Genomic DNA, 24,580 nt, shown 5'->3' with positions numbered 1-24,580 from the left:
CTATCAGAAATTATCCGCAATCCTCTGGAATTGGTGATGCAGCTCGTCCATCACGACGAAGCGGGCTTCCCTCAGCATTTCCTTGCCTTCGACGAACAACAGCAACGCCGGAACGGTGAAGACGGTGAATTCGCCCGCGACTTCCGGGATGTCATCGGCGTTTGCTTGGATCGCTTTGATTGCCGGGAATTCTTCCAGCATCTCTTGCACTTGCGGTTGGACCGCGTGGCAGACGCCGCAGTTCGTCCTGGAAATATAAACAAACGTCAATTTGTTATCAGCGATGAAGTGACGGATTTCTTCTATTGAAGTTGCTTGTTGAAAATTATTTGGATAAAACACAATTTGACCTTCTTCCTCTTTATTTTTGTGGCAATTATAGCACGCGAATCGGAATAAGTCCGTTTTGCGGATTTTGCAGCACTGATGGATGAAGGTCCTTTGTGATTCAGTCACCCTTCCTATTTGAATTCAGGCTATGAAAACGTTATACTGAAAACAAAAAAGGTGGTTTTTCAGATGATGTTCGAACTCAGGGTTACGCTTTTGGATGTCGGCATACCGGTTTGGCGGGATATACAATTGGATGACGACACGACTTTCTCCGATCTGCATTTCATTCTCCAAAGTGCATTCAATTGGTCCGATCTCCACCCGCATACTTTCAAGTTTGCCTCGCCGCATAAAGATGCATTGGCAGAAACCGATCGTCTACGGGACCATATCCAAGGAAAAGACGACAAAATCATTTACACGTACAACATGGAAGAAATCTGGGAGCATGAAATCATCCTGCAAAAAGCCTTTGAGGCGAAGGCGGACGTGCTCTATCCCCGTTGCGTGCGCGCCGAGAATCTGGCGCCTGAGGAAGACCATACCCGCCTGGACATCACGGACGGCACACTGGACCTTGCGTACAAAGATTCCGGGGAAATTGCGAAAGCAATCAATGAGGAATTGGCTTATCTGAACGTCAGCGGCCTAGGCGAAGGCCTGCCGGGGCTCGATGAGGATGAATGGGTAGCTTTGGATGATGACGAAGATGAATGGGAAGATGACGGCGGTCATCTGTGAAAAGCCTGACTGCACTAAAAAACACCTCCTACGCCTGAATTCAGGCGCAGGAGGTGTTTTATATTAATCAGGATTGCTTATTGAGCAGTTTCTGTGATCGATTTAGTTGCTGTTTTTTTCTTGTAAACAAGATCCAGGATCAGACCTGCAGCCGCAACCACGATAGCGACATAGAAAGCTTTGGTGAAGTCACCGTTGTTTGCAGCAGCGATGCCCGCTGTTACTTTAGGTGCAACGAAAGCGGATGTCGAGTAACCGATGAACACGATACCGTAGTTGACGCCTTGGAATTTCGGTCCGAAGTTATCCATGACTAACGACGGGAACACGCCCATCACACCGCCGAAGCATAAGCCCAAACCAACGATTCCTAGTGTAAAACCGAACATGGATTTGACGAAAATAAGGATCAAGAAAGTAAGAATGATGACACTATACATGATGCTGATAGTCGTTGGTTGACCCAATTTATCTGAGACAGCGCCCCAGATAACGCGACCCATTGTATTGCTAAGAGAATACACGCTGACATAAACCGCTGCCGCTGCTGCTGACAGGCCGAACATGGATTGTCCGATCGGTGAAGCGTTTGAAGCGATCATCAAACCTGAGAAAGCACCCATCGCGAACATCAGGATGATCATATAGAATTTTGGATCCTGCAGCATTTCTTTCCAGTTCTTGTTTACGACTGGTTTGTTAGCTGCTGCAGTAGCTGCTGCGTTCATATTTTTCGGCATATAATCTTTCGGAGCAACCTTGATGAAGAGGCTGCAAGTGAAGCTGATGATTGCATAGGCGATACCCATCCGCACGAAAGTGTCGCCAACGCCAATACTTTGGATCAATTGGTTCGCGATTGGAGCTGCGATGATGGCCGCTCCGCCCATACCTGCTGTAATCAATCCGGAAGCCAAACCTTTTTTATCCGGGAAGAAGCGGATCGTGTTGCTTAGGCAGCCTGAGTAAGCGAAGCCTTGTCCGAAACCAGCCATCAAACCATAATACACATACAATTCAGTCAAAGTTGTTGCTGTACCCGCCAAAGCAAAACCGACACCGAACAATACCGCTCCGGCCATCGTGCTCCATTTCGACCACCCTTTGTCGGTCAAAAAGCCGCCCAAGATCATCGGAATCGGTCCTAAAGCCGCGTTGATCGCGAAGGCTACCATGACCTCAGCCATTGTCCAACCTCTTGCAGCAGATAATGGTCCTGCCAATACGCTAAAAGCATAAACCGCACCCGTACACATCAAGATACCCATAGAGCTGACCAAGACAGCCCAACGATTAATTTCCTTTTTCATCAACAACACTCCCTTATTTTCCATTCGCCAAGACGATGTTTTTTAGTTCTCCCCAATTTTCGCGGAACATGCCTTCGTTCATTACTTTCAGATCATCGGCAATCACCGGTTTGAAGCCCATTTGTCCCAAAATATCTTTTTCAAGATCGACGCCAGGCGCGATTTCGATCAGGCGCAATTTGCCTTTTTCAAGATCGAACACCGCACGTTCGGTCACATACAATACTTCCTGTTCCACTTCAGACGCATATTCCCCGCTGAAAGTAACTTGTTCGACTTCAGCTACGAATTTCTTCGCTTTGCCTTCCTGGATGATCGTCAGACGGCCATCTTTGACTTCCTGCTGTAATCCGCCAGCAGTAAAGGTCCCTGCGAACACCAATTTTTTTGCAGCTTGGGAAATATTGATGAATCCGCCGCAACCAGCAACACGGTTGCCGAACTTGGATACATTAACGTTTCCGTATGCATCGGTCTGAGCCAGTCCCAACACAGATAAGTCCAATCCGCCGCCATCGTAGAAGTCGAATTGGGCATGGTGATCCATGATTGCTTCGCTGTTGAAGGCATGACCGAAGTCCTTCATGCCTGCAGGGACGCCGCCGATCGATCCTGCTTCGGTAGTCAACACCAATTGATCGCTGATGCCTTCTTCCGCACCGACTGTCGCGACATTGACAGGGATCCCTACGCCAAGGTTCAGGACAGCGGAAGGAACCAACTCCATCGCTGCACGGCGCGCGATTACTTTACGGGCATCCAACGGAAGTGCCGTTACAGCATCCAATGGTACTTTTGTATCGCCGGAGAAAGCCGGATTGTACTCAGTGTTTTCTGTCTGGAATTGATTGCCTGGTTGTGCCACGACAATGTAGTCGACCATGATACCCGGTACTTTTACGTCTTTAGGATGCAGCGTGCCTGCAGCCGCCAATGTTTCCACCTGAGCGATCACGATACCGCCTGAGTTTTTGACAGCCTGTGCGACCGGCAGCACTTCCATGTGCAAACCTTCTTTTTCAAGCGTCAAGTTGCCTTTTTCATCGGCTACCGTTCCGCGGATCAGGCCGACATTGATCGGGAAAGTCGGGTAGAATAACCATTCTTCATTTTCGATTTCAACCACTTTGACGATATCTTCGGTTGTGCGCGGGGAAATCTTGCCGCCTTCCAGACGCGGATCTACGAAGGTGCGCATGCCGACTTTAGTGAACAAGCCCGGACGTTTTGCGGCGATTTCACGGTACAGTTGGGTGATGACCCCTTGCGGAAGGTTGTAGGCTTCGCATTTGTTTTCGACAATCAGGTCACTGAGTTGCGGAGAAGCACTGACGATGCCGCCGATCCAACGTTTGATCAAGCCTTCGTGGGCAAGATGGCTCATCCCTTTTGTACGGCGATCCCCTACAGCGCTCGCGTGGATGACTGTCAGGTTGTTCGGATGTCCTTCCGATTTAAAGCGATCTTCGATGGAAATGGCCATTTCTTCGTTCACACAGGCCAGACCGAATCCGGTCAATGCCACTGTGCTGTTGTCTTTGATCAATTTTGCCGCTTCCGCAGCTGTGATTACTTTTGTCATAAGTGTACCCTCCTGTTTGCTCGTTCATTCACATAAGTAAGTAAGAAAAAAGCCCAGCCTTGATCTGAGCTTTTCAGTTTTGATTAATAAGCGATCTTCAATGAACCTGCGATTGCTTCAGCATCCTTGAACAATGTTTCGATGATTTCTTTTGCAGGACGGATATCACGGACCATACCGGTGATTTGGCCAGCCATGACCGATCCGTTCTCGACATCGCCTTCGAATACGGCTTTGCTCAATGAACCCAACGCCAACTCTTCCAATTCATCACGGGATGCATTGTTGTTTTCCAGTTCCTGGAATTTCGTAAGCATCTTGTTTTTGATGGAACGGACAGGTGCTCCGTTGCGGCGGCCTGTAACGATTGTAGCTGTATCGTCAGCATCCAATACCGCTTGTTTGAACGTAGCCGGAACCGGGCATTCTTCAGCGGACAAGAACAGTGTTCCTACTTGGATCCCTTGAGCCCCCATCGCGTACATTGCAACGACGCCGCGGCCGTCACCGACTCCGCCGGCTCCCAATACAGGGATGTTGACTGCGCTGACCACTTGCGGCACTAAGCACATGGTCGTTGTTTCGCCAACGTGTCCGCCCGCTTCGGTTCCTTCAGCTACGATTGCATCCGCGCCCAAAGCTTCCATTTTTTGTGCATGTTTCACGGAAGCGACTACCGGAATCACTTTGATGCCCGCTTCTTTGAATTTCGGCATGAATGGTTTCGGTGTGCCCGCGCCAGTCGTCACGACTTTGACGCCTTCTTCGATCACGACATCAACCAATTCCGGGCAATTACGCATCATCAGCATCAAGTTGACGGCGAAAGGCTTGTCCGTCATCGTTTTGCATTTTTGGATCTCTGCACGCAATTGATCTGCTGTCATTCCACCTGAAGCGATGATGCCGAGTCCGCCTGCATTTGAAACGGCAGAAGCGATATCAGCTGTTGCGATCCGTGCCATCGCTCCTTGAAAAATAGGATATTCTATTCCTAGCATTTCGCATAATGTTGTCATTTTGTTTTTCCTTCTTCCTTGAATTGTGAGTGATGAGTCTGCAAGCTCGGCTGAAATTGCCGTTCCGTTTGCTCATCTTTTCTCTTGATAGTTGCATTATAGAATTGATCCGGTTAATTGTGAAATAGTAATCTTCGCCTGTTTATCATAACTGTTTGGTTATACGAAATAATTGGATTCGGAATAGAAAGCTCGTTATTAGTGAGTTTACGAACAAATATAATACACCTCTTTTTCGGGATAGTGTGTTTTGTTCATATCTTTTTTGTTCTGGATAGATATCATTTCCATAACTCTTCTGTTATAATTGTGATTATTTTATCTTTCACAATCGAAAATGCGTTAAAATAACTGCTGTGATACCCTAACGATCACTATTTCAAACAGAAATGAAGCCACCCATCGAAAGGATGACTTAAAATGCTGCAACAAACCACTATCATTGCCTACCTGGATGCCATCGTCAGTGAAGGAACCTTCACGCAGGCGGCAAAGTCTCTATATATTTCCCAACCTTACCTCAGCAAAACCATCACGAAACTGGAAGAGGAACTCCAAACCCAATTGGTCGAGCGCAATCGGACTCCGATGGAATTGACCTATGCCGGCGAAAGATTCCTGACGCATATGAAAAAGATGCAGAACCAGTACGAAGATATGGTCAACGAATTGACCATGATCACAAAACTGAAATACGGCCGGATCCGCATCGGTGTCCATCCGATTATGGGTTCCTTTCTGCTTCCGCTGATCCTGCCGAAGTTTCATGAAAAATATCCCGGCATCGTCCTGAAGATTATGGAACAGGACGCCAAAACGACGGAAATGGACTTGTTGGAAAACAAAGTCGATCTCTACTTGGGCATGATGCCGATCCATAACGAACAACTTTCCTACACCGTGCTTGCGGAAGATAAATGGTGCGTCATCATTCCGGACACAAGCCCGCTTTACCAGCCCGAATTGAAGGAAATCACAAAATTCCCTTATCCTTTGAACCTGTTGAAGAACGAAAAGTATGTGTTGACCACTTCCCAATCCGGTATCCGCAAGCAAGCCAATGAATTCCTGAAGCATCTGGACATCAAAGCGGATGTCGTCATGGAATCGCAGAACATCTCGACAGCGGCAGCCCTTGCCAGAAAAGGGATGGGGCTGACTTTTCTGCCGAAGAGTGCGCTCAACAACAGCGAATTGATGGACAGCTACAATATTTTCTATATCGAAACCAGCATCGTCCGCACCCGTTATTTCATCGCCTACAGCAAAGAAAAGACCCTTTCCTCCGTCGACTTGGCCATGATCGATATGGCGAAAGACCTGATGAAAGCCTACAGCGATTCCATTTAAAAATTAGCGTCTGCATAAAAATAGGGGCTCCGCTTATTCCGTTCGGAACCATATCATTTGGCCTTCGGCAGCAGAAGTTGTATCATCAAAGTGAGCAAAGATGCTCCTTAAACTTTGCGTACAAGAACGGACAATGTACCCATAGGAGGGGTTATGATGGATAAACTACCAAAAGATGAACACGATTCTATCGATGCCACTTGGTTAACGGAAGAACCCTATCTGGATATCATTCCCGAAGATCCCCCTCAAGAAACCGAAATCCTGTACTGCCAATGCAAAAAGCCCTCGAGTGTTTATCAGGAAAGCAACGATCTTGGCCATTGGCTGAAGTGTGGAGACTGCAATCGTGTCATCGAAGGTTCGTTTGAAGCGGCAAAGCCTTATTAATCCCATCGAAAAAAACAAAAAGAGCAAGGGAATGCGGAATGACGCACTCACTTGCTCTGTTTTGATTCCTTCTATAAAAAAACACCAGAGATTAGTCTGGTGTTCCAACGTTTGTTGCTTTCAAGTTCTTGATATCCAAAAACTTTTGGCAGAGTTTATCCAACTCTTGCTCCATCACAGCACTCGTCTCAGGTGAATAACTGAGCATTTTTGCCGGATTGGATACCAGATCCAGAACGGAATCGGGAACCACTTTATCCCCTTCGACATGGACAGCAATCTGTGGGAAGTAGTTCGTTGTCCCGCAGCATGCTGAGACAAGATATGCGATTTCATAATGCTCATTGCCTTTGTCGCGGATACGGAAATAGCCATCGCCGATGAATTCCTTTTCCGGTCCAAAATTAGCCAGTATCAGTTCCAAATCCTTCTTTTCCATTGAGAAAACCCCTTTTCTTCGTGAATCAATCAGACGATCATTTGCCTAAAAAAACGTGAACACAGGCTTGTCCATCAACACTTGCCCGCACTTTTCCTTCAAGGATAGTATACCACTCCCGGACGGTTTTGGACATCCACCGATCAAGAGATGACAGCTACATTTCTGGTTTTTTCCCGAGCCCATTCCTCATTTGGAGGGAGTGCTTCTGTTAAGTCTATCCTGATAAGCTATGATAAAATGAAATTGTAAGCGCTGACTGAAAAAATCATAGAAACGGGGTTATCCAGATGACAGAAATAAAATTATCGAAACTGAGAATCACTGGCCAATCACACCAAGGCATCACCACTACAGTAAAAGTCCGTAATCTGCCTGAATTTTTTGTGGATGAATCGGAGCGGATGGGCGGCGACAACAAAGGGCCGAATCCGCTGGAATACCTTTTGAGTTCGCTGGCAGGCTGCACCTCAATCATTGCCTATTATGTAGCCGAACAACAAGGGCTCGCCTACAGAGGCCTGTCGTTCACCGTCGAAGGCACCTTTGATCCGCGCGGTTTTGCCGGGGAGGATGATATCCGGACCTACTTCCAGGAAGTCACGCTCATCAACCATATCGAGACTGATGAGACCGACGAAGCCATCGAGAAGCTGGCGGCTGAAGTTGAAAGAAGATGTCCCGTCTATAACCTCATGCTGGATGCGGGAGTCGACATGTCGACCCAATGGATCCGGACTAATTAAAAAAAATCCCATCAGCCGACTAAATTAGGCGGCCTGATGGGATTTTTTGCGTTGCATCACTTGAATTCCCTCAGCTTGTTTTCGCTTGGAACCATGTGGCTCGTATAATTTTCGATTTTGAATTTCAACCGATCCATTGCCTGCTGCATGACATCGATCCGCTCCTGAAGTTCACGCTGTTGTTCGACCAACAGATCCATTCTTGCCGGAACGGTCTCTTCTCCGCTGCGGAAAAGCGCGAGATATTCGATCAAGGACTCGATCGATAAACCTGCATTGCGCATCTGGCGGCTGAAGACGATCCACTTCAGATCTTCTTCATCGAACTCACGGACCCCGTTCTCATTTCTTTTTATCGGCGGAATCAGACCGATCCTCTCATAGTAACGGATCGTATCAGCGGATACACCCGTTTGCTCGCTGGCTTTCTTTATGTTTATCATCTCGTCCATCCTTTCGGCATCTAAACCTATCCTGACAGTTAGCTTCAGTTACATCCTACACCTTGGAGTGGACTCTAAGTCAAACGGGAATTTTAGGCAGCAAGGACTAACCATCTTCAATAAACCGCTACCCCTGCAACGCAAGCACCTGGAGGATTGTGTGCGATACCGCGTCTTCATCATTCGTCCTGCCTGTGATGAAGGCCGCCGTGTCCTTGATGATCGGATAAGCATTCCGCACAGCAAAACTGTATCTCCCGCTCTTCATCATTTCGACATCATTCATCCCATCCCCGAACACCATCGTTTCTTCCGGGGTGACCTGCAGCAACTCCTGCAGATGGGCGACCGTACTCCCTTTATGAACATTCAGGTCCGTGATGTCCAGCCATGCCTTCTCCGAAGCGACGATATGCGCCCGGTCGCTATAGTTGGCTAATTTTTCAGCAGTTTGGATGCACCGCTCTTGCATATCGCGCACCGTGATTTTGATGAAATCGTCCTCGATGGCCCCGAAATCAGCCACCGTGATCACTTTTTTGTAGGATTTCCTGACAGCTGCGGATTCTTCGGGTGACAAATCATTTTTGATCATGGCGGCTTCTTTCGTGCAGGCGATCAACGTATGCCCAAGCTGCATCTCTTCCAGTTCGCGCAGGATGGCACGGCCTGTTCGATTCTCCAACAACGATTCGTAGACGACTGCGCCGTTGCGTTTGATCCGCGAAGCACTGTCCCCCAAAATCCAAAAATCAGCCGCATCCTCACCGAATATTTCTTCGACGCGCTCACTCTGCTTGCCGGTGCAGGGCGCGAAAACGACCCCTTTTTCCGTCATCATCTGCTTGACTTGCTTGAAAAGCTCCCTATTGAAATCCCCTTGGCTATTCAAAAAGGTACCGTCCATATCGGTCAAAATCAATTTGATCATCCGAGTTCCTCCATTCCGTGTAATTTCTCCCTCCATTATCGCATACTTTCCGGTTCCTGACAGTCGGTACCTGGAGCAGAAAAATCTTCCGGATGGCGCCGCTTGTGCGATTCCCGTATAATGAACCTTGAAATCAAAATAGAGAAGGTGCAAGCACATGATAACGGCCATCGGCATCACAACTGAAAATCAAATCAAAACGGACCTCGATCTGAATACAGCAGCTCTCTCCGTCTACAAATGGGCGTGGATCGACTTCGAAAATCCAACAACCGAGGAGGTCCAGCATCTCAAGGATACTTTCCACTTCCATCCGCTGGCCATCGAAGACTGCCTCCAGCTGTTGCAGCGTCCAAAATTGGATTATTACGACGGCTATACCTTCTACGTCACCCATCATGTCCATACGGAACAGAAGAAAATCGTCAAGGAAGAACTGGATTTTTTTGTCGCGGAAAATTTCATCGTGACTTTCCACTACGCCTCTTCAAAAGAAGTGCACTACATCCGCGAGCGCTTGATTGCGCAGCAGAATCCTGAAAAATGGGATCCCCACTTTGTGTTTTATCAGATCCTCGACAAAATCGTGGACAACTATTTTCCGTTGCTGCATGACATTGAAGACGAGCTGATCAGCATCGAGGACAGTACCCAAAATAGGCGCCTGACCGATCAGATGCCGCAGCTGATCGATATCCGCCACCTGTTGTTGAGTCTGATGCAGACAGTCAATCCGATGCGGGATCTGCTTTACCGCATGCTGAATTCCCAGCATCTGGAAGGCGTACGCAAAAGAAGGAGTTATTTTTCGGATATCCACGATGACCTGCTGAAAGTATCCGAGATGATCACCTCCAACCGCGAGGTGACAACGGATATGCGCGACAGCTACCTATCGCTGAATTCCCATCAGACCAATAATGTGATGAAGGTCCTCACAATAATCACTTCAATTTTCTCGCCTTTGACGTTGATTGCCGGCATCTATGGGATGAACTTCGAAAACATGCCGGAATTGACTTGGAAATACGGCTATTTTTTGGCTATCGGTCTTATGTTTGGAATTGGTTTGGCAATGTATCGCTGGTTCAAAAAAAGCGGCTGGTTCTGATGATCACCGGCCGTTTTTCTTATAATAAGTGGCGACAGGGTATTTTAATTCCCCTGTTTCCAGATAGATGCGGAAATCATTCACCGCAAAAAGATCACCGGGCTCCAACAAAATAAAATAGAGATGATGCGGATAACGTTTGCTTTTGGCCAAAATATGGTTGTTTCCATCATAAACGTACCACCAGATTTCGAACAGCTCACTCCTGACGGAAAGCTTATCCTCCAATAGCGTAAACTCATAGCAGCCTTTTCGTTCCAACAGATCGGCGACATCCAACTTTTTTCTCCAGATTCCTTTTTGCATCAGCCTCATTTTCCTCATCCCATCCATCAGCCATCATTTTTGATTTACATGATATTTCTGCACCACGACTTGATTGCGCTTGTTCTTCCTGCCATAGATCACGATCGCGTTCCCTTCGGTGACCTGATACAGAAAATCCAATGAATGCGCGCGGATCAGGCAATTCTGATTCTCTTCCTTGTCCACCGTCAGCGTAAAGCGGATCAGCGGCTTTTCCTCCAGTTTGAGGATTTTGATCTTTTCCACTGAACCTTTCAGGCAAATCCCATTTTCCATATCAGTCACATCCTTTAATACCATAATACGAACACACGTTCTTTTTGTCAACCATTTCCTTCTCGGGAAAACCGCTAAAGACATTCTTTTCCTCTTGGGAATAGTAAGGAAACGTGTTAAGATGTTTTAAACATAAGCGGATGCTCAAAACTGGCGGCTCCAGCCGGAAGACTCTTGCATCCGACGAAAGGAAGATTCGCCATGCCCATCAAACTGATCGCCGTCGATATGGACGGGACATTCCTGGACAGCCGCAAAAAATTCAACAAGGAGCGCTTCGCTGCTCTCTACAAACGCATGCTCGAAAAGGATATCCGTTTTGTCGTGGCCAGTGGAAACCAATACTACCAACTGCGTTCTTTTTTTCCTGAAATACGGGATAATATTGCTTTTGTAGCGGAAAATGGCGCTTTCGTCGTGGATTGCAACAAAGAGCTGTCCGTCGGCGAGATGACGCAGGAGACCATCGATAAAGTGCTCCGGATCTTCAAGGAGTTGGATGCCTATTCAAAATTGGTCGTTTGCGGCAAAAACAGTGCCTATGTCGACAGTTCCGTTTCCGATTATTTTTTCCAAAATACGAAACGCTTCTATCATCGCTTGAAACGTGTGGATTCTTTTTCCGAAATAGATGACATCATCTTCAAATTTGCATCAGGTTTCGCTGAAGAGGAAGTCCCGGCCCTCTTGGAGCACTTCACGCGTGAAGTGGGCGATGTCGTCTCTCCCGTACCGACAGGCCACGGCTCAATCGACCTCATCATTCCAGGGATGCATAAGGCTTCCGGCATCCAGCTACTGCAGAAGCTTTGGGGCATCTCCGATGAGGAGACCGCCGCATTCGGCGACAGCGGGAATGATATCGAGATGCTGGAGCATGTGGCTTACAGTTTCGCGATGGCGAACGCAGCTGAAGACGTCAAAAAAGCCGCCAAATACTGTGCCCTTTCGAATAACGAAGAAGGCGTCTTGGCTGCAATCGAACAACTGCTCGAAATGGAATGAACAAAAAAAGGATGATGGATCCTCACTTCGATATGAAGCGGGATCCATCATCCTTTTCTGTTGTCGCTAAGAAATAAAGCCTGCCAAGAAGGCTTAAAGTTGATTATGCTCAAAGACAAATTATTGTTCCTCTGTTTTCAGTTATATGTTACTATGTACTTTTGCGTGCTAATCAAATAATTTTGAACGTCAAATAAACGCTATTTTTTCAAGAAGGAAGGCATCTATGCAACAATACAAAAAAGAATGGTTCAGTAATATCAGAGGGGATATTCTGGCCGGCATCGTCGTCTGTTTAGCTCTATTCCCCGAAGTCATCGGCTTCATGATCGTCGCAGGAGTGCCCCCGATCGTGGGAGTCTACGCCACTTTCTTCATTACAGCCATCGCAGCCTTTTTCGGTTCCAGCAAGGGCATGATTTCAGCCGCGGCAGGTTCCGTGGCCTTGGTGTTGGCCCATCTGGTCGCTGAATACGGAATCCAGTACCTATTTGCCGCCACGATTCTGGCCGGTGTGCTGCAGGTCGTCCTGGGACTCCTTAAAATCGGCACCTTGATGCGTTACATTCCGAAGCCTGTCATGACCGGTTTCGTGAACGGCTTGGGAATCATGATGTTCACTTCGCAATTGGATCATTTCCAAGGCAGCCTGCTTTTGCCGCTTCTGGGGCTTTTGGGGATCGCGATCATCTTCCTGTTCCCTAGAGTCACGAAGAAAATCCCTGCGCCTATCGTTGCGATTCTCGTCATCACCGCGATTGTGCTGGGCTTTGGCTTGGATGTGAGAACGTTGGGAGATATGGGTTCCATCTCTACGGATTTGCCGCGCTTCGGCATCCCAACTGTTCCGATGACATTGGAAACTTTGCGGATCATTTTCCCAACTGCACTTTCGGTTGCTATCGTCGGATTGGTTGAGTCCTTATTGACTGCACAATTGGTCGATGAAATCACTGAAGAGAAGAGCGACAAAAATCAGGAAACGTTGAGCCAAGGTCTTGGGAATGTCGTTTCTGGCTTTTTCGGCGGTATCGCCGGTTGTGGCATGATCGGTCAGACGATCATCAACCTGAATTACGGCGGCCTTGGCCGTCTTGCGACTTTCCTGTCCGGATTCTTCATGTTGTTGTCCGTCGTTCTTTTGAACGATTCTGTCGTGCAGATTCCGGTTGTCGCTTTGGCGGCAGTCATGGTCGTTGTCTCCATCGAAACCATCAATTGGGATTCGATTAAACGCCTGCGTACGAACCCTAAAAACGAAAGCTTCGCAATGATCCTGACCGTCGCCATCGTTATCGGAACGCATAACTTGGCTTATGGTGTCGTAGCCGGCACTTTGGTCAGCGCCGTCTTCGCCGCTTTCAAAATGTCCCATCTCCATGTTGCAGCCGGGACTTCCGATGATGATCACCACTACAAAGTGGATGGCCACCTTTACTTTGCTTCCGCCGAAAAATTCCTGGATTTCTTTGCTGAAGAAATCGAACACGAGGAAGAAGTCGTCATCGACATCAGCGCCATGACTTTATGGGATTCCACAGCTGTCGAAGCTATCGATAAGCTCATCACCCGCAACAAAAAACGGGGTGTTAAAACGACGCTTACCGGTGCTAATCCGCAGAGTTCCGCCCTTTTCAAACGGATATCCATCCATACGAAAAAATAGACAAATACATCCCGCATTCTGCAGTTTCAGAGTGCGGGATGTATTTTTTTGAATCAACGCCGGGTTCTACACTTCCACCAAGTCGAAACGCGTGATGATGCCGAGCAGGTTTTCCGTGTTTTTGCCGCTGTCCGTCACCAACAGCGCATCCATTTTTTGGTTATCGAACTGGGCTTCGGCTTCATAGATGGTCGCATCCTTCTTGATGAAGGCAAAATTATTTTTGTTCTCGTCCAACACAAGGATGTCCCGCGCTAGCGTTCCGCCGATCAACACAGTTGCATCATTCGCATGTTGGGACAGCCAGCGCGTGATGCCGTTCTCCGTCAACAAGCCAATCACTTTGCCGTTTCCGTCCTTGATCGGGAATTGGGTCAGATCGGTGTTCCGGATCGTCTCGAGAACTGCGGACAATGGGGTCGTTTCCTTGAAGAACTTCACATCATCCGATTTGATATCGAAAGCCGTCTTCGGTTTCAACAGCTGTTCGTGGATCGCTTTGATCATATTCAGGGCCGCCTCGTTGACGAGCACCAAATCACTCTGATTCCCGTGGCTCAGGAAGTTGCGCAGATCCCCCAATATCTGGAAGTCATCCCGTATCCTTTTCACGTAGCTGTCGTAACGCGCGGCATTATCCACAAGTTCATAAAAGCTGTAATAGGATTTCCCACGGTCGGGCTTGTATTCCTTGTTGAAGAAACTCTCGATATCATTGAAATAGCTCATAAATGCTTCATTATTGCTCTTCAATTGCCTTCACCTCTCTCAAACTGCTCTCGTTATGCTTATATTCTAACAATTCGCAGCGGGAAATACGAATCCAAAGCCTTTCATCCAAAAAAGCCTGCTGCAAAAGTTCCTCATGTTGGCCTCCGAATAATTCCCGGCGTATAATAAGCCTATGACCGAAAAGAAACGGAGGAAATGAAATGACTACAGCGAATATCATGCTTTATGTAGAGGATGTGGAAGCGAATGCCGATTTTTGGAAACAATATCTTGATTTCAAAGAAGTCGAGCGCTATGACTTTGGGGATTCCATCAGCATTGTGCTTGCAGTGAACCCTGCGTGCAACCTGCAGCTGTTCAATATCGATTTCATCAAAAAGAATTCCCCGGAAGTGGCATCCAACAAGCCTTCTTTATTGTTCGATATCTCTGATTTCGAAGGGCTGTACGCGCGCTTCAAGGAAAACAATGAGACGGTCGGCGAAATCATCGAAATGGGCGGCGCCAGAACCTTCAACTTCCCCGACAGGGACGGCAACTACTATGCAGTCCGGGAACCGGCTGAATAAGCGGACCACGCACTCCGTACCGCATCATCAACATAAAGAACCACCGGATCCGAGGGCAAAACGCCTTGGATCCGGTGGTTCTTTCGTTATTTAGGACTATCGTTTCATTCCGAAAGATAAGTCAGCCGGATGCCGTCCGGATCGATCCGTTCAAATTTATCCAACTTGAACTTCCGGATACGCTGATCCGGACTGCTTCCGAACTCGAACAGCGAAACGGAATCGGAGACGCCTTCGACAAGCGGCGCGATGATAAGGCTGATTTCATCGACCAACCCTTCACTCGCGAACGAGCCGTTCACAAAGCCGCCGCCGACCAGCATAAAAGTCTGGATGCCAAAATGTTTATGCAGTTTATCCAAGGAAACCGTCATGGACAACGGTTTGCTCTTTCCCGCAAAGATGTAGGAAACGCCGATTTTCCTGAGGTGAGCCAGATATCGGTCCGATACCGCCTCGCTCAAGATTGTGACGATGTGGTCGCCTCTTCTTTCCGGATACTCGTCACCGATTGTATTCGTTTGCCAGCCCAGTCTCCCTTGAGGATCGACCGCAATCGCATAGGAACTGAATGTAGTCGGATGAATATAGTCTTCCCTCGGGATAGCTTCATCCGGGTATGCGGACAGGTCCACTTTGTTTCCGAAGGTGATGTGCTGCTCGAACGTGATTCGCCCGCAGATCCAATTGTCCGAACCGTAAGCGGCCAACGTATCCTCATAAGCCTTCCCGTATGGCCCGAACTCTGGCGCACCCAAATAATGCCCCGCCGCACGCCCGTCTATCGACATCGCCATATGACAAATCACTCTGTAAGGTCTGTTCATTTTATTTTCCTCCGTTCCAAATCTTCATTGCTGATTCCATCATAAACCCTTGAAGTAAGGTCAAGTCAAGAAGAAAGCGCAAACTTATATTTTGCCGTTTCCCTCTCATCCGGAAATATTTCTCTTGTAATCGATTTCTTTCCGTGTTATAAATAGTTCAAACATAATAAAAAATGGATTGTAACTCTTTTGGAGGCATTACCATAGAACGCAGTGATTAGTTCTTTGGTTTAGTGCGCCCATAGGAGTTTTTATTTTGGGAAAAAATAAGGAAGGGGAATATGATTGGGAGCTAATCATTACATTTATTATGGATGTCATTAAAAAAATCAACAACAATGTAGCCGTTTGTCGGGATGCAAATGGAAAGGAGTTGGTAGCGTTCGGGAAAGGGATCGGGTTTCCGAAGCTCCCTTACGAACTTACGGATCTGAGTCAGATCACCATGACGTTTTATCAATTGAATAATCATTACTATCAATTATTGGCGGAAATTCCTCAGAATATTCTGGATATCAGCGCAGAAATCGTTAAGATCGCACAAATTCAGTTAAACAACAACCTGAACCCCAATATGGTGTTCAACCTAGCGGATCATATCCAATTTTCCATCACACGCATGCAAAAATACAAAGATATGAAGTTGGTCTTCTCCTATGATATCGAGCAGCTTTATCCAAAAGAAACAGAATTGGCCAAATATGCTGTGAAACTGATCCAGAAGACCATGCATGTCACCCTACCGGAGGCGGAAATAACAAACATCGCTATGCATTTTGTGAACGGTCAGGCGGAGATCGAACAAGCCGAAAATGCGCCGAATATGGACAACTTGATCGAGGCTGTCGCCTCTGTGATCGAAGAAGCCTTTGCGGTCAAACTGGACAAAGCTGAATTCAGCTATAACCGTTTCGTTATGCATCTCCGCTATTATATTAAGCGCATTCAAGAAGAAGAACAATTTATGGATAGTAATGAGAGCCTTTTTCATACGATGAAGGAAAATATGCCAAAAGTATATGAATGCGCAGCAACCATCGCAAGGCTCATCTACCGCGAACTGGGTATAGAAAGTACGGATGATGAGTTGATGTACCTGATGATTCATATCAATCGCATCATCAAGAATACACAATAAGGAGCAATATAAAATGAGCCAAGAAAACAAATACAACGAATTAGCCAGCAAAATTTTAGCTGGAGTAGGTGGCAAAGATAACGTTTCCTATGTGACCCACTGTATGACCCGTTTACGCTTTAACGTAAAAGACGACAGTTTGCCGAAAGATGATGAGCTGAAAGCCATCCCCGGCGTACTTGGCGTGGTCCGATCCGGTGGGCAACTGCAGGTCATCATCGGTCAGACAGTTGACCAAGTCTACAATAACCTGGTGAAAATCGGAAACTTCCAAACGAGCAATCCGCTTTCGGAAAACCTTGATAAACCGAAGGAAAAATTGACTTTGAAAAAAATCGGCAGCAATATAATGGATGCGCTTGCCGGATGCTTGACGCCGCTGATACCGCTTCTGGTTGCCGCGTCCATGTTCAAGATGCTCGTTGCAGTTTTGGGCCCTGGCATGCTGAATGTGCTGGCCGCTGAGTCCGATCTCTACGCCCTATTCACTTTCGTGGGGGACGCTGGCTTTTACTTCTTCCCTATTTTCATCGCCTACACAGCTTCCGTAAAATTCAAAGTGACGAGCGTCATCGCCATGTTTTTGGGCGGTATCATGATCCACCCTACGCTTATCCAGTTTGTCACTGAAGGGCGTCCGTTTACGGTCTATGGCATTCCGGCTCAGATCCAAAATTATTCCAGCACAGTCATTCCGATCATTTTATCGGTGTGGATTATGTCCTATGTGGAACGCTTCTTCAAAAAGTATTTACCGAGTTCCCTAAAAACCATCTTTGCACCAACGCTGACCATCGCGGTAATGATCCCCTTAGCCTTGATCGTCCTTGGACCGCTGGGGAATTTTGTGGGCAACTATATCTCGCAAGGAATTTTGGCATTCGGAAATCTTGGAGGTATTGGTCAAATCTTGGCAATCGGACTTATCGGCGCTTTATGGCAATTCCTTGTAATGACCGGCATGCATATAGTTATGATCACAACTATGATCATGGTCTTCACTACTACCGGTTCAGATAGCCTTGTAATTGTTGGTGCCGCTGCTTCCAGCATGGCTGTTACCGGCATGTGCTTGGGGGCTGCCTTGTCCATCAAAAATAAAGAAGACAAGAGTCTGGCCTGGAGTTATGTCATCGCAGCCTTCATCGGTGGAGTCACCGAGCCCGGTGTGTATGGCATTGCCGTGAAATACAAACGTCCATTCATCGGCTTGATGGCCGGTGGTTTTGCCGGCGGAGTCTATGCTGCCATGACAGGTGTGACTGCCTATGCGATGGTTCCTGTCGCTAACTTTTTGATTTTGACCTCTTATGCAGGTGGCTCTACCAGTAACTTGATCAACGGCATCATCAGTGGCGCGATTGCTGTAGTGGTGTCTGCTGTGGTTACCTATCTTGCAGGAGCAGAAAAGAAAGTGGGTGTACTGAATGAATCTCTTAGTACGAGCAGATGATTTAGGCTATTCAGAGGCGATCAATTATGGCATCGCCAAATCCGTCATCGACGGCATCGTCAAAAATGTCGGCATGATGGTCAACATGCCCGCGACTGAACATGGCTTGGCCTTATTGAAGGATGTTGATGTTTGCTACGGTTGCCACACAAATATTTGCGTCGGCAAACCGTTGACGGATCCGAAGCTGATTCCGAGCATCACTAATCCCGACGGAACCTTCAGATCCTCCAAGGATTACCGCAGTGCCGCGGATGATTTTGTGGTGCTGGAGGAAGTGATGATCGAAATCGAGGCGCAATACCAACGCTTTGTCGAACTGACGGGCCGCCAACCGCAATATTTTGAGGGCCATGCCGTGGCCAGCCCAAATTTCATGAAGGGGTTGGAACTGATCGCTGCTGAACACGGCCTGAAATATTCCGGCATTTCATTCGATGAAAAGCCGATAGTCGTGAACGGTAAAAAGGTGTACATTTCGATGGACAGCATGGGCCCGGATTATGATCCTTTCGAAAGCCTGAAAAAATTGACCGAACACCCGCATGCGGACGGCATCGACATGATGGTACTGCATCCCGGTTATCTGGATGCCTTTATCCTGAATACATCCAGCCTGACGATCCCCCGCACACAGGAAGTCGAGATGGCCATCTCTGCCGAAACCAAGGCTTGGTTGGCGGATCATGATGTGCGCTTGCTCACGTATGACGATATTTAAGACGAATATTTAGACAGAAAAAACAGCCAGCGCCTCGGCGCTGGCTGTTTTTTCGTATACTTATTCCCCGATCAACGCGATGATTTCCTCAAGCACAGCTTCCCCATCCAAAATCTCATAATTTTCCTTCGAGATCAGCTTGTAGGGCACTGCCTTATAAGTCAAGAAATCCTTCAGCCGCGCGATTTCGTATTTGGATTGCGGGCCGATCATCAGAGCATCGATCGATTGGCTTTGGATCGCTTGTTCCGCGATGATCGCCGGCGCAGAGTAGACATGGATATCCAGTCCCCTTTCATCCGCCGCGTTCTGCACATTCTTCACCAGCAAGCCGGTCGTGATGCCTGCCGTACAAATCAATAAGGCTGTCTTTTGTTCGGTCATCTGCTTCAACCCCTTATGCTGCTTTCTTTTTCTTGTTGTAGATATCCAGGACGACGGCCAGCAACAAAATCAGACCTTTAATCGCTTGCTGCCAGTCGACACCGACACCGAGAATGGACATGCCGTTATTCAAGACACCCATAACCAAACCGCCGACGATTGTTCCCACGATGGTACCGATCCCGCCTGAAGTGGAAGCTCCGCCGAAGTAGACGGCTGCCATCGCATCCAATTCCATGGAAGTACCTGCTTGCGGTGTGGCCGCATTCAGACGCGCTGCCAAGATTAAACCGGCCAATGCAGCCATCGCGCCCATGTTCACGAATACCCAGAAAGTGATTTTTTTCGTTTTGATACCGGACAATTCTGCCGCTTTACGGTTTCCGCCGGTTGCGTAGATTTGGCGTCCCGCAACTGTCTTGTTCGTCAAGAAAGCATAGGCTGCTACGATAACTCCCAAGATGACCAAAATGACCGGATAGCCTTGGTAAGATGCGAATATATAAGTCACACCGATCATTACTACTGCTGTCATGACTGCTTTCAGCGTGAAAGCGTTCATCGATTCCACTTCGAACAGATTATTTTTGCGTTTTTCGCGTGTGCGCCATTGGCCGAAAACGAGCGCTGCGGCGATGAGGACGCCCAGGATCATCGTCAATAGATGGATACTGCTGTCAGTCAAATCAGGTAGGTAGCCTGTAGAGATTTTTTGGAATATTTCCGGGAAAGGCGCCAATGATTGCCCGCCCAGCACGACCTGCGTCAGGCCACGGAACATCAACAGTCCCGCCAACGTCACGATGAAGGCCGGGATACCGAAGTAGGCTACCCAGTACCCTTGCCAAGCGCCGATGATCGCTCCGATCGCGATGCAGATCGGCACCGCCAACCAAGGGCTGACGTTCCAATTCACCATCAAGATTCCGGAGATGGCACCTACGAAAGCCATCACAGAACCAACAGACAGGTCGACATGTCCCAAAAGGACCACCAACAACATACCCGCGGCCAGAACCAGAATATGACTATTCTGCAGCACGATGTTCGTTATGTTCAGCGGCCGCCAGAAGATGCCGTCCGTCATGAGCTGAAAAGCGATCAGCAGGCCGATCAGAATGATGACCATACTGTATTTGCTGAAAATATCAAGCGCCTTTGTTTTTAGATTCATTGTTTGCTTTTCTTTTTTTATACCGTTCGTCGTTTCCATCTATAGCACACCTTCTTCTTCCCTAGTCATTAGATTCATCAGCGATTCTTGGTTTGCGTTCTCACGTAAAACCTCACCTGTGAATTTACCGTCATTCATCGTGTAAATGCGATCGCACATCCCCAAGATTTCAGGCAATTCGGACGAGATGATGCAGACGCATTTACCGGCAGCCGCCATCTCCTCGATGATCGTGTAGATCTCGTACTTGGCGCCGACGTCGATCCCGCGCGTCGGTTCATCCAGGAACAGCACATCCGGCTCCGTCATCAGCCATTTGGCAAGGACGACCTTCTGTTGGTTCCCCCCGCTGAGGCTGCTGACTTTTTGATAAATCGAGCTCGTCTTCGTCCGCATTTTTTTGCGGTATTCCTCGGCTATCTGGACTTCTTTTTCTTTGTCCAGGACGCCTTTTTTGCTAATTTTCCCTAAGCTTGCGATTGTCGTGTTCTCGCGGATATCCATCAAAAGATTCAAGCCCAGCGCTTTCCGGTCCTCAGATACATAAGCAAGCCCGTTTTCGATGGCAGCCGGCACATCCTTGACCGAAATCTCCTGACCTTCCTTAAAGACTTTACCGGAAATGTTGCTGCCGTAGGAACGCCCAAAGACACTCATCGCGAATTCGGTCCGGCCTGCCCCCATCAATCCGGCAATCCCGACGATTTCGCCTTTGCGGATCTTGAAATTGATCTTGTCGTTCATGACGCGGTGCGCATCAATCGGATGATGGACCGTCCAATCCTTCACTTCAAAGTAAACGTCGCCGAGGTTCGGATGGCGTTCGGGATAACGGTTGGTCAAGTCCCTTCCGACCATACCGCGGATGATGCGGTCCTCGTTGATGGCTGCTTTTTCCAGCGTTTCGATCGTTTTTCCGTCGCGCAAAATGGTGATGCGGTCAGCCACATTGACGATTTCATTCAACTTATGGGAAATGATGATGGAAGTGATGCCTTGCCTTCTGAATTCCTTGATCAGCTCCAACAGATTGGCGCTCTCTTCCTCATTCAGTGCGGCTGTCGGCTCATCCAATATCAATAGGCGTACCGATTTTGAGAAAGCTTTCGCGATTTCGACCAATTGCTGCTGCCCGACCCCAATCTGGGAAACGAGCGTATTGGGATTCACTTTCAATCCGACTGTCTTCAGCAGATTGGTTGTCTTCTTTTCCGTCAAATCCCAGTCGATGATGCCGTGCTTCGCCTGTTCATTACCGAGAAAAATATTTTCACTTACGGACAGATACGGGCTGAGCGCCAACTCCTGGTGGATGATGACGATGCCTTCATTTTCGCTGTCCTTCAGATTCTTGAATTTGCAGGGCTCGCCGTTGTAGACAATATCCCCCTCATAGCTGCCGTACGGATACAACCCGCTTAACACATTCATCAGCGTGGATTTCCCCGCACCATTTTCGCCGCATAGCGCATGGATTTCCCCGCGCTCGATTTTCAGATTCACATCACTCAATGCTCGGATGCCAGAAAATTCTTTGACGATATTCCGCATCTCCAATATATAATCCGCCATGGTACCCCTCCTCTATGGAAGAGACTTCCTCGGCGTCGCAAAGGAAGTCTCCATTATTCACATTTTTATAGGCCTAAATCTTCTTTAGAATAGTAGTCTGTATCGATCAATTCCGCCTGATAATTCTCTTTATCGACTGAGATCGGATTAGCCAGATAAGTCGGCACGATTTTCACGCCGTTATCATACGTTTCTGTATCGTTTACAGGAACTTCTTCCTCATTGAAGATCGCTTCGATCATTTCGATTGTGTTTTGAGCCAAGATACGCGTATCTTTGAAGATAGTTTGTGTCTGTTCGCCGGCAATGATCGATTTCACGCCTGCTTGGGTTCCATCTTGACCTGTGATGACCGGCAATGGTTTTTCGTCTGAGCCGTAACCTACGCCTTTCAAGGAAGAAATGATCCCCAAGCTGATTGGATCATAAGGAGACAAGACAGCATCCAATGTTTTATCCGTATAGTTTGCGCTCAACAAGTTGTCCATCCGGGCTTGTGCAGTCGATCCATCCCAACGCAGGGTTGCGATCTGGTTGAATTTCGTTTGTTCGGAAGGGATGACCAATTGGCCGCTGTCGACGTATTGTTGGAAGACGGACATCACGCCGTTGTAATTGATCAGGGCATTGTTGTCATCAGGGGAGCCGCCGAACAGTTCGATATTGTATGGGCCTTCGCCTTCACTCAAGTTCAATGCGTCTTCAATATAGGAAGCCTGCAGCACACCCACTCCGAAATTATCGAAAGTTGCATAGTAGTCGACGTGTTCGGAATTCATCAACAGACGGTCGTAAGCGATGACTTCGATGCCTTCATTGGCTGCTTTTTCAAGTACGTCCGTCAAGGCGGATCCATCGATGGAAGCGACGACCAGAAGATCCACGCCTTTTGTGATCATGTTTTCGATTTGGGCTACTTGGTTTTCTACTTTGTCTTCGCCGTATTGAAGGTCCGTTTTATAGCCCAGCTTCTCCAACTCGGTAACCATGTTATTGCCGTCCGCAATCCATCTCTCGGCTGACTTTGTCGGCATCGCGATTCCTACATAGCCGGCATCCCCTGTAGATGCTTCGCCATCCCCGCAAGCACCTAGCGCTACTGCGGATACTAACGTTGCTGCTGTAAGAAAACTTTTCTTCCAATTGAATTTCATCCCTGATTCCTCCACTGCTGTTTTATTTGATATACACATTGTATCGCTAACAGACACCGCTTACATTCACTATCTTTTCCAGTTTCTTGATATTCTTCCTGTTTTGTATCCGTTTCCATATGAATTTTTTCCGATTTTCTTTGTTTTTTTTCGAAGGCCCCATAAACTGTGCTAAACTATTCGATGGTAGCGTTTCATTTTGGTTATATATAGGAAGGAAGTTTCCCGCTATGAAGTATCTATTGCATCTGCTCCTGTTGCTCTTCATTGTCGGCGGCTGCGCGAACAGCCCTGATGCGGAAGAAGAGCCAGGCAACATCGTCATCGGATTCTCGCAGTCCGGAACGGAGAGCAATTGGCGCAAGCGCCACACAGAAACAATAAGAGAAGAATTGGATAAAGAAGGCTACGAAGTGCTGTACCGGAACGGCTTCATGAAACAAGACCGCCAGATCCAGGACATGCGCACATTCATCGCCTATAAAGTAGATATGATTGTCTTCACCCCGATTGTGGAAGATGGTTGGGATGCGGTTCTGTTGGAAGCAAAAGATGCGGGCATTCCCGTTATCGTTGTCGACCGCCACATCCGCACAGCGGAAGAAAAACTTTATTTGACGCACATCGGTTCCAGCTTCAAGGCTGAAGGAAACCGAGCGGGACTCTACATCACCAACCATTTCCAGACTAGCTCCCAGTCCTCCGTGAAGATTTTGGAAATGAAAGGGCTTGCGAATACTTCGCCGACCAATTTCCGCAGTGAAGGGTTCATGGAAGTGATCAGCCGCGATTCGCGGATATCCATCGCAGCCTCCTTGGAAGGGGACTTTATCCGTTCCAAGGCGAAGGATGTCTTCCGGAAATACATCCAGGAGAATGGCTGGGAAGACATCGATGTCCTCTACAGCCATAACGATGAGATGACACTGGGCATGCTGGAGGTCATGGAAGAAAACGGCATCGTCCCCGGCCAGGACATCCTCATCGTCACGATCGACGGCCAAGCGGAGATGATCGAAAATCTGCGCGCCGGCAAAGTCAATTGCGTCGTCGAATGCAATCCGAACGCCGGCTGGTATGTCCGCAACACGATCAAGCGCTATTTGAACGGCAATACCATCCCGGATGAAATCTATATGCCCGAAACGGTCTTCTCCGATAAAGGGAATCTCGACAGCATTCCGCCAAGGGAATATTAGGGGGGTAAT

At 47.8% G+C, this 24,580-nt stretch carries 27 protein-coding genes; 12 read left to right on the top strand and 15 right to left on the bottom strand.

Features of this window, described 5'->3' with window-relative positions:
• Window positions 1-3: 3 nt before the first annotated feature.
• Window positions 4-342 (bottom strand): thioredoxin family protein, encoded by a 339-nt coding sequence (locus tag C7R73_RS11495; protein WP_106450662.1) that lies wholly within the window; start codon window positions 340-342, stop codon window positions 4-6.
• Between the two features lie 177 nt (window positions 343-519).
• On the opposite strand from C7R73_RS11495, the gene C7R73_RS11490 reads away from it, so the two are divergent.
• The gene (locus C7R73_RS11490; protein WP_106450640.1) at window positions 520-1,074 is read left to right on the top strand and encodes a plasmid pRiA4b ORF-3 family protein; all 555 of its coding nucleotides are present in this window, start codon (window positions 520-522) and stop codon (window positions 1,072-1,074) included.
• Window positions 1,075-1,151: 77 nt separating this feature from the next.
• On the opposite strand, the gene C7R73_RS11485 is transcribed toward C7R73_RS11490, so the two are convergent.
• The 3 genes from C7R73_RS11485 to C7R73_RS11475 all read right to left on the bottom strand — a co-directional run bounded on the left by C7R73_RS11485 (window position 1,152) and on the right by C7R73_RS11475 (window position 5,009).
• On the bottom strand, window positions 1,152-2,384 hold the full coding sequence (locus tag C7R73_RS11485) for an L-lactate MFS transporter (RefSeq protein WP_106450661.1): 1,233 nt from the start codon (window positions 2,382-2,384) through the stop codon (window positions 1,152-1,154).
• A gap of 13 nt (window positions 2,385-2,397) precedes the next feature.
• Window positions 2,398-3,966 carry an acyl CoA:acetate/3-ketoacid CoA transferase gene (locus tag C7R73_RS11480; protein WP_106450639.1) on the bottom strand — a complete coding sequence of 523 codons (1,569 nt, stop codon included), beginning with the start codon at window positions 3,964-3,966 and terminating at the stop codon, window positions 2,398-2,400.
• A gap of 83 nt (window positions 3,967-4,049) precedes the next feature.
• The gene (locus tag C7R73_RS11475; RefSeq protein WP_275658099.1) at window positions 4,050-5,009 is read right to left on the bottom strand and encodes a nitronate monooxygenase; all 960 of its coding nucleotides are present in this window, start codon (window positions 5,007-5,009) and stop codon (window positions 4,050-4,052) included.
• A gap of 396 nt (window positions 5,010-5,405) precedes the next feature.
• Here C7R73_RS11475 and C7R73_RS11470 point away from each other — a divergent pair, with 396 nt between their 5' ends.
• On the top strand, window positions 5,406-6,335 hold the full coding sequence (locus C7R73_RS11470) for a LysR family transcriptional regulator (RefSeq protein ID WP_106450637.1): 930 nt from the start codon (window positions 5,406-5,408) through the stop codon (window positions 6,333-6,335).
• Between the two features lie 156 nt (window positions 6,336-6,491).
• On the top strand, window positions 6,492-6,725 hold the full coding sequence (locus C7R73_RS11465; protein WP_086630189.1) for a hypothetical protein: 234 nt from the start codon (window positions 6,492-6,494) through the stop codon (window positions 6,723-6,725).
• A gap of 91 nt (window positions 6,726-6,816) precedes the next feature.
• Here the strand turns inward: C7R73_RS11465 and C7R73_RS11460 are convergent, their stop codons facing one another.
• Complete coding sequence (locus C7R73_RS11460; RefSeq protein ID WP_106450636.1) at window positions 6,817-7,164, bottom strand: hypothetical protein; 348 nt, start codon at window positions 7,162-7,164, stop codon at window positions 6,817-6,819.
• A 290-nt stretch (window positions 7,165-7,454) separates the two neighbouring features.
• Between C7R73_RS11460 and C7R73_RS11455 the strand changes: the two genes are divergently transcribed.
• On the top strand, window positions 7,455-7,910 hold the full coding sequence (locus tag C7R73_RS11455; RefSeq protein ID WP_106450635.1) for an OsmC family protein: 456 nt from the start codon (window positions 7,455-7,457) through the stop codon (window positions 7,908-7,910).
• Between the two features lie 56 nt (window positions 7,911-7,966).
• On the opposite strand, the gene C7R73_RS11450 is transcribed toward C7R73_RS11455, so the two are convergent.
• Together C7R73_RS11450 and C7R73_RS11445 are read right to left on the bottom strand one after the other, a co-directional pair.
• Window positions 7,967-8,350 (bottom strand): MerR family transcriptional regulator, encoded by a 384-nt coding sequence (locus tag C7R73_RS11450; RefSeq protein ID WP_192875266.1) that lies wholly within the window; start codon window positions 8,348-8,350, stop codon window positions 7,967-7,969.
• Between the two features lie 130 nt (window positions 8,351-8,480).
• Entirely contained in the window at window positions 8,481-9,284 is an 804-nt protein-coding gene (locus C7R73_RS11445; protein WP_106450633.1) for a Cof-type HAD-IIB family hydrolase, read from the bottom strand.
• A gap of 157 nt (window positions 9,285-9,441) precedes the next feature.
• On the opposite strand from C7R73_RS11445, the gene corA reads away from it, so the two are divergent.
• Window positions 9,442-10,395 (top strand): magnesium/cobalt transporter CorA, encoded by a 954-nt coding sequence (gene corA, locus C7R73_RS11440; RefSeq protein ID WP_106450632.1) that lies wholly within the window; start codon window positions 9,442-9,444, stop codon window positions 10,393-10,395.
• A 3-nt stretch (window positions 10,396-10,398) separates the two neighbouring features.
• Here corA and C7R73_RS11435 read toward each other — a convergent pair whose 3' ends face one another.
• Together C7R73_RS11435 and C7R73_RS11430 are read right to left on the bottom strand one after the other, a co-directional pair.
• Window positions 10,399-10,710 (bottom strand): hypothetical protein, encoded by a 312-nt coding sequence (locus tag C7R73_RS11435; protein WP_161525935.1) that lies wholly within the window; start codon window positions 10,708-10,710, stop codon window positions 10,399-10,401.
• Window positions 10,711-10,734: 24 nt separating this feature from the next.
• Window positions 10,735-10,977 carry a hypothetical protein gene (locus tag C7R73_RS11430; RefSeq protein WP_106450630.1) on the bottom strand — a complete coding sequence of 81 codons (243 nt, stop codon included), beginning with the start codon at window positions 10,975-10,977 and terminating at the stop codon, window positions 10,735-10,737.
• 201 nt (window positions 10,978-11,178) lie between these two features.
• Between C7R73_RS11430 and C7R73_RS11425 the strand changes: the two genes are divergently transcribed.
• Both C7R73_RS11425 and C7R73_RS11420 read left to right on the top strand, forming a co-directional pair.
• Window positions 11,179-11,982 carry a Cof-type HAD-IIB family hydrolase gene (locus tag C7R73_RS11425; RefSeq protein WP_106450629.1) on the top strand — a complete coding sequence of 268 codons (804 nt, stop codon included), beginning with the start codon at window positions 11,179-11,181 and terminating at the stop codon, window positions 11,980-11,982.
• Window positions 11,983-12,208: 226 nt separating this feature from the next.
• A complete protein-coding gene (locus tag C7R73_RS11420) occupies window positions 12,209-13,648 on the top strand; it encodes a SulP family inorganic anion transporter (RefSeq protein ID WP_106450628.1) in 1,440 nt (479 codons plus the stop codon).
• 66 nt (window positions 13,649-13,714) lie between these two features.
• On the opposite strand, the gene C7R73_RS11415 is transcribed toward C7R73_RS11420, so the two are convergent.
• Window positions 13,715-14,401, bottom strand: coding sequence for a CBS domain-containing protein (locus tag C7R73_RS11415; RefSeq protein WP_106450627.1), 687 nt, complete (start codon window positions 14,399-14,401; stop codon window positions 13,715-13,717).
• Between the two features lie 179 nt (window positions 14,402-14,580).
• On the opposite strand from C7R73_RS11415, the gene C7R73_RS11410 reads away from it, so the two are divergent.
• Window positions 14,581-14,949, top strand: coding sequence for a VOC family protein (locus tag C7R73_RS11410; RefSeq protein ID WP_106450626.1), 369 nt, complete (start codon window positions 14,581-14,583; stop codon window positions 14,947-14,949).
• 104 nt (window positions 14,950-15,053) lie between these two features.
• Here the strand turns inward: C7R73_RS11410 and C7R73_RS11405 are convergent, their stop codons facing one another.
• On the bottom strand, window positions 15,054-15,776 hold the full coding sequence (locus C7R73_RS11405; protein ID WP_106450625.1) for a dihydrofolate reductase family protein: 723 nt from the start codon (window positions 15,774-15,776) through the stop codon (window positions 15,054-15,056).
• A 310-nt stretch (window positions 15,777-16,086) separates the two neighbouring features.
• On the opposite strand from C7R73_RS11405, the gene C7R73_RS11400 reads away from it, so the two are divergent.
• The 3 genes from C7R73_RS11400 to C7R73_RS11390 are packed head-to-tail and all read left to right on the top strand — an operon-like array spanning window position 16,087 to window position 19,088.
• Window positions 16,087-16,914 (top strand): PRD domain-containing protein, encoded by an 828-nt coding sequence (locus C7R73_RS11400; protein ID WP_106450660.1) that lies wholly within the window; start codon window positions 16,087-16,089, stop codon window positions 16,912-16,914.
• Window positions 16,915-16,927: 13 nt separating this feature from the next.
• Entirely contained in the window at window positions 16,928-18,367 is a 1,440-nt protein-coding gene (locus C7R73_RS11395; RefSeq protein ID WP_106450624.1) for a PTS transporter subunit EIIC, read from the top strand.
• The gene (locus C7R73_RS11390; protein ID WP_106450623.1) at window positions 18,342-19,088 is read left to right on the top strand and encodes a ChbG/HpnK family deacetylase; all 747 of its coding nucleotides are present in this window, start codon (window positions 18,342-18,344) and stop codon (window positions 19,086-19,088) included. The genes C7R73_RS11395 and C7R73_RS11390 overlap by 26 nt, the downstream gene beginning before the upstream one ends.
• Window positions 19,089-19,148: 60 nt before the next feature.
• Here C7R73_RS11390 and C7R73_RS11385 read toward each other — a convergent pair whose 3' ends face one another.
• The 4 genes from C7R73_RS11385 to chvE all read right to left on the bottom strand — a co-directional run bounded on the left by C7R73_RS11385 (window position 19,149) and on the right by chvE (window position 23,372).
• On the bottom strand, window positions 19,149-19,472 hold the full coding sequence (locus C7R73_RS11385) for a PTS sugar transporter subunit IIB (RefSeq protein ID WP_068561529.1): 324 nt from the start codon (window positions 19,470-19,472) through the stop codon (window positions 19,149-19,151).
• 13 nt (window positions 19,473-19,485) lie between these two features.
• On the bottom strand, window positions 19,486-20,685 hold the full coding sequence (mmsB, locus tag C7R73_RS11380; RefSeq protein ID WP_106450622.1) for a multiple monosaccharide ABC transporter permease: 1,200 nt from the start codon (window positions 20,683-20,685) through the stop codon (window positions 19,486-19,488).
• Window positions 20,686-22,218, bottom strand: coding sequence for a multiple monosaccharide ABC transporter ATP-binding protein (mmsA, locus tag C7R73_RS11375; RefSeq protein ID WP_106450621.1), 1,533 nt, complete (start codon window positions 22,216-22,218; stop codon window positions 20,686-20,688).
• Window positions 22,219-22,283: 65 nt separating this feature from the next.
• Window positions 22,284-23,372: a multiple monosaccharide ABC transporter substrate-binding protein gene (chvE, locus tag C7R73_RS11370; RefSeq protein WP_106450620.1), complete on the bottom strand. Its 1,089-nt coding sequence runs from the start codon at window positions 23,370-23,372 to the stop codon at window positions 22,284-22,286.
• Between the two features lie 230 nt (window positions 23,373-23,602).
• Here chvE and C7R73_RS11365 point away from each other — a divergent pair, with 230 nt between their 5' ends.
• The gene (locus C7R73_RS11365; protein WP_106450619.1) at window positions 23,603-24,571 is read left to right on the top strand and encodes an ABC transporter substrate-binding protein; all 969 of its coding nucleotides are present in this window, start codon (window positions 23,603-23,605) and stop codon (window positions 24,569-24,571) included.
• Window positions 24,572-24,580 lie beyond the last annotated feature (9 nt).

The organism is Trichococcus alkaliphilus (assembly GCF_003008695.1).
In the GTDB taxonomy this organism is placed as follows: Bacteria; Bacillota; Bacilli; order Lactobacillales; family Aerococcaceae; genus Trichococcus; species Trichococcus alkaliphilus.
Note: the sequence above shows the minus strand (reverse complement) of the source record. Positions and strands in the feature narration are given on the sequence as shown.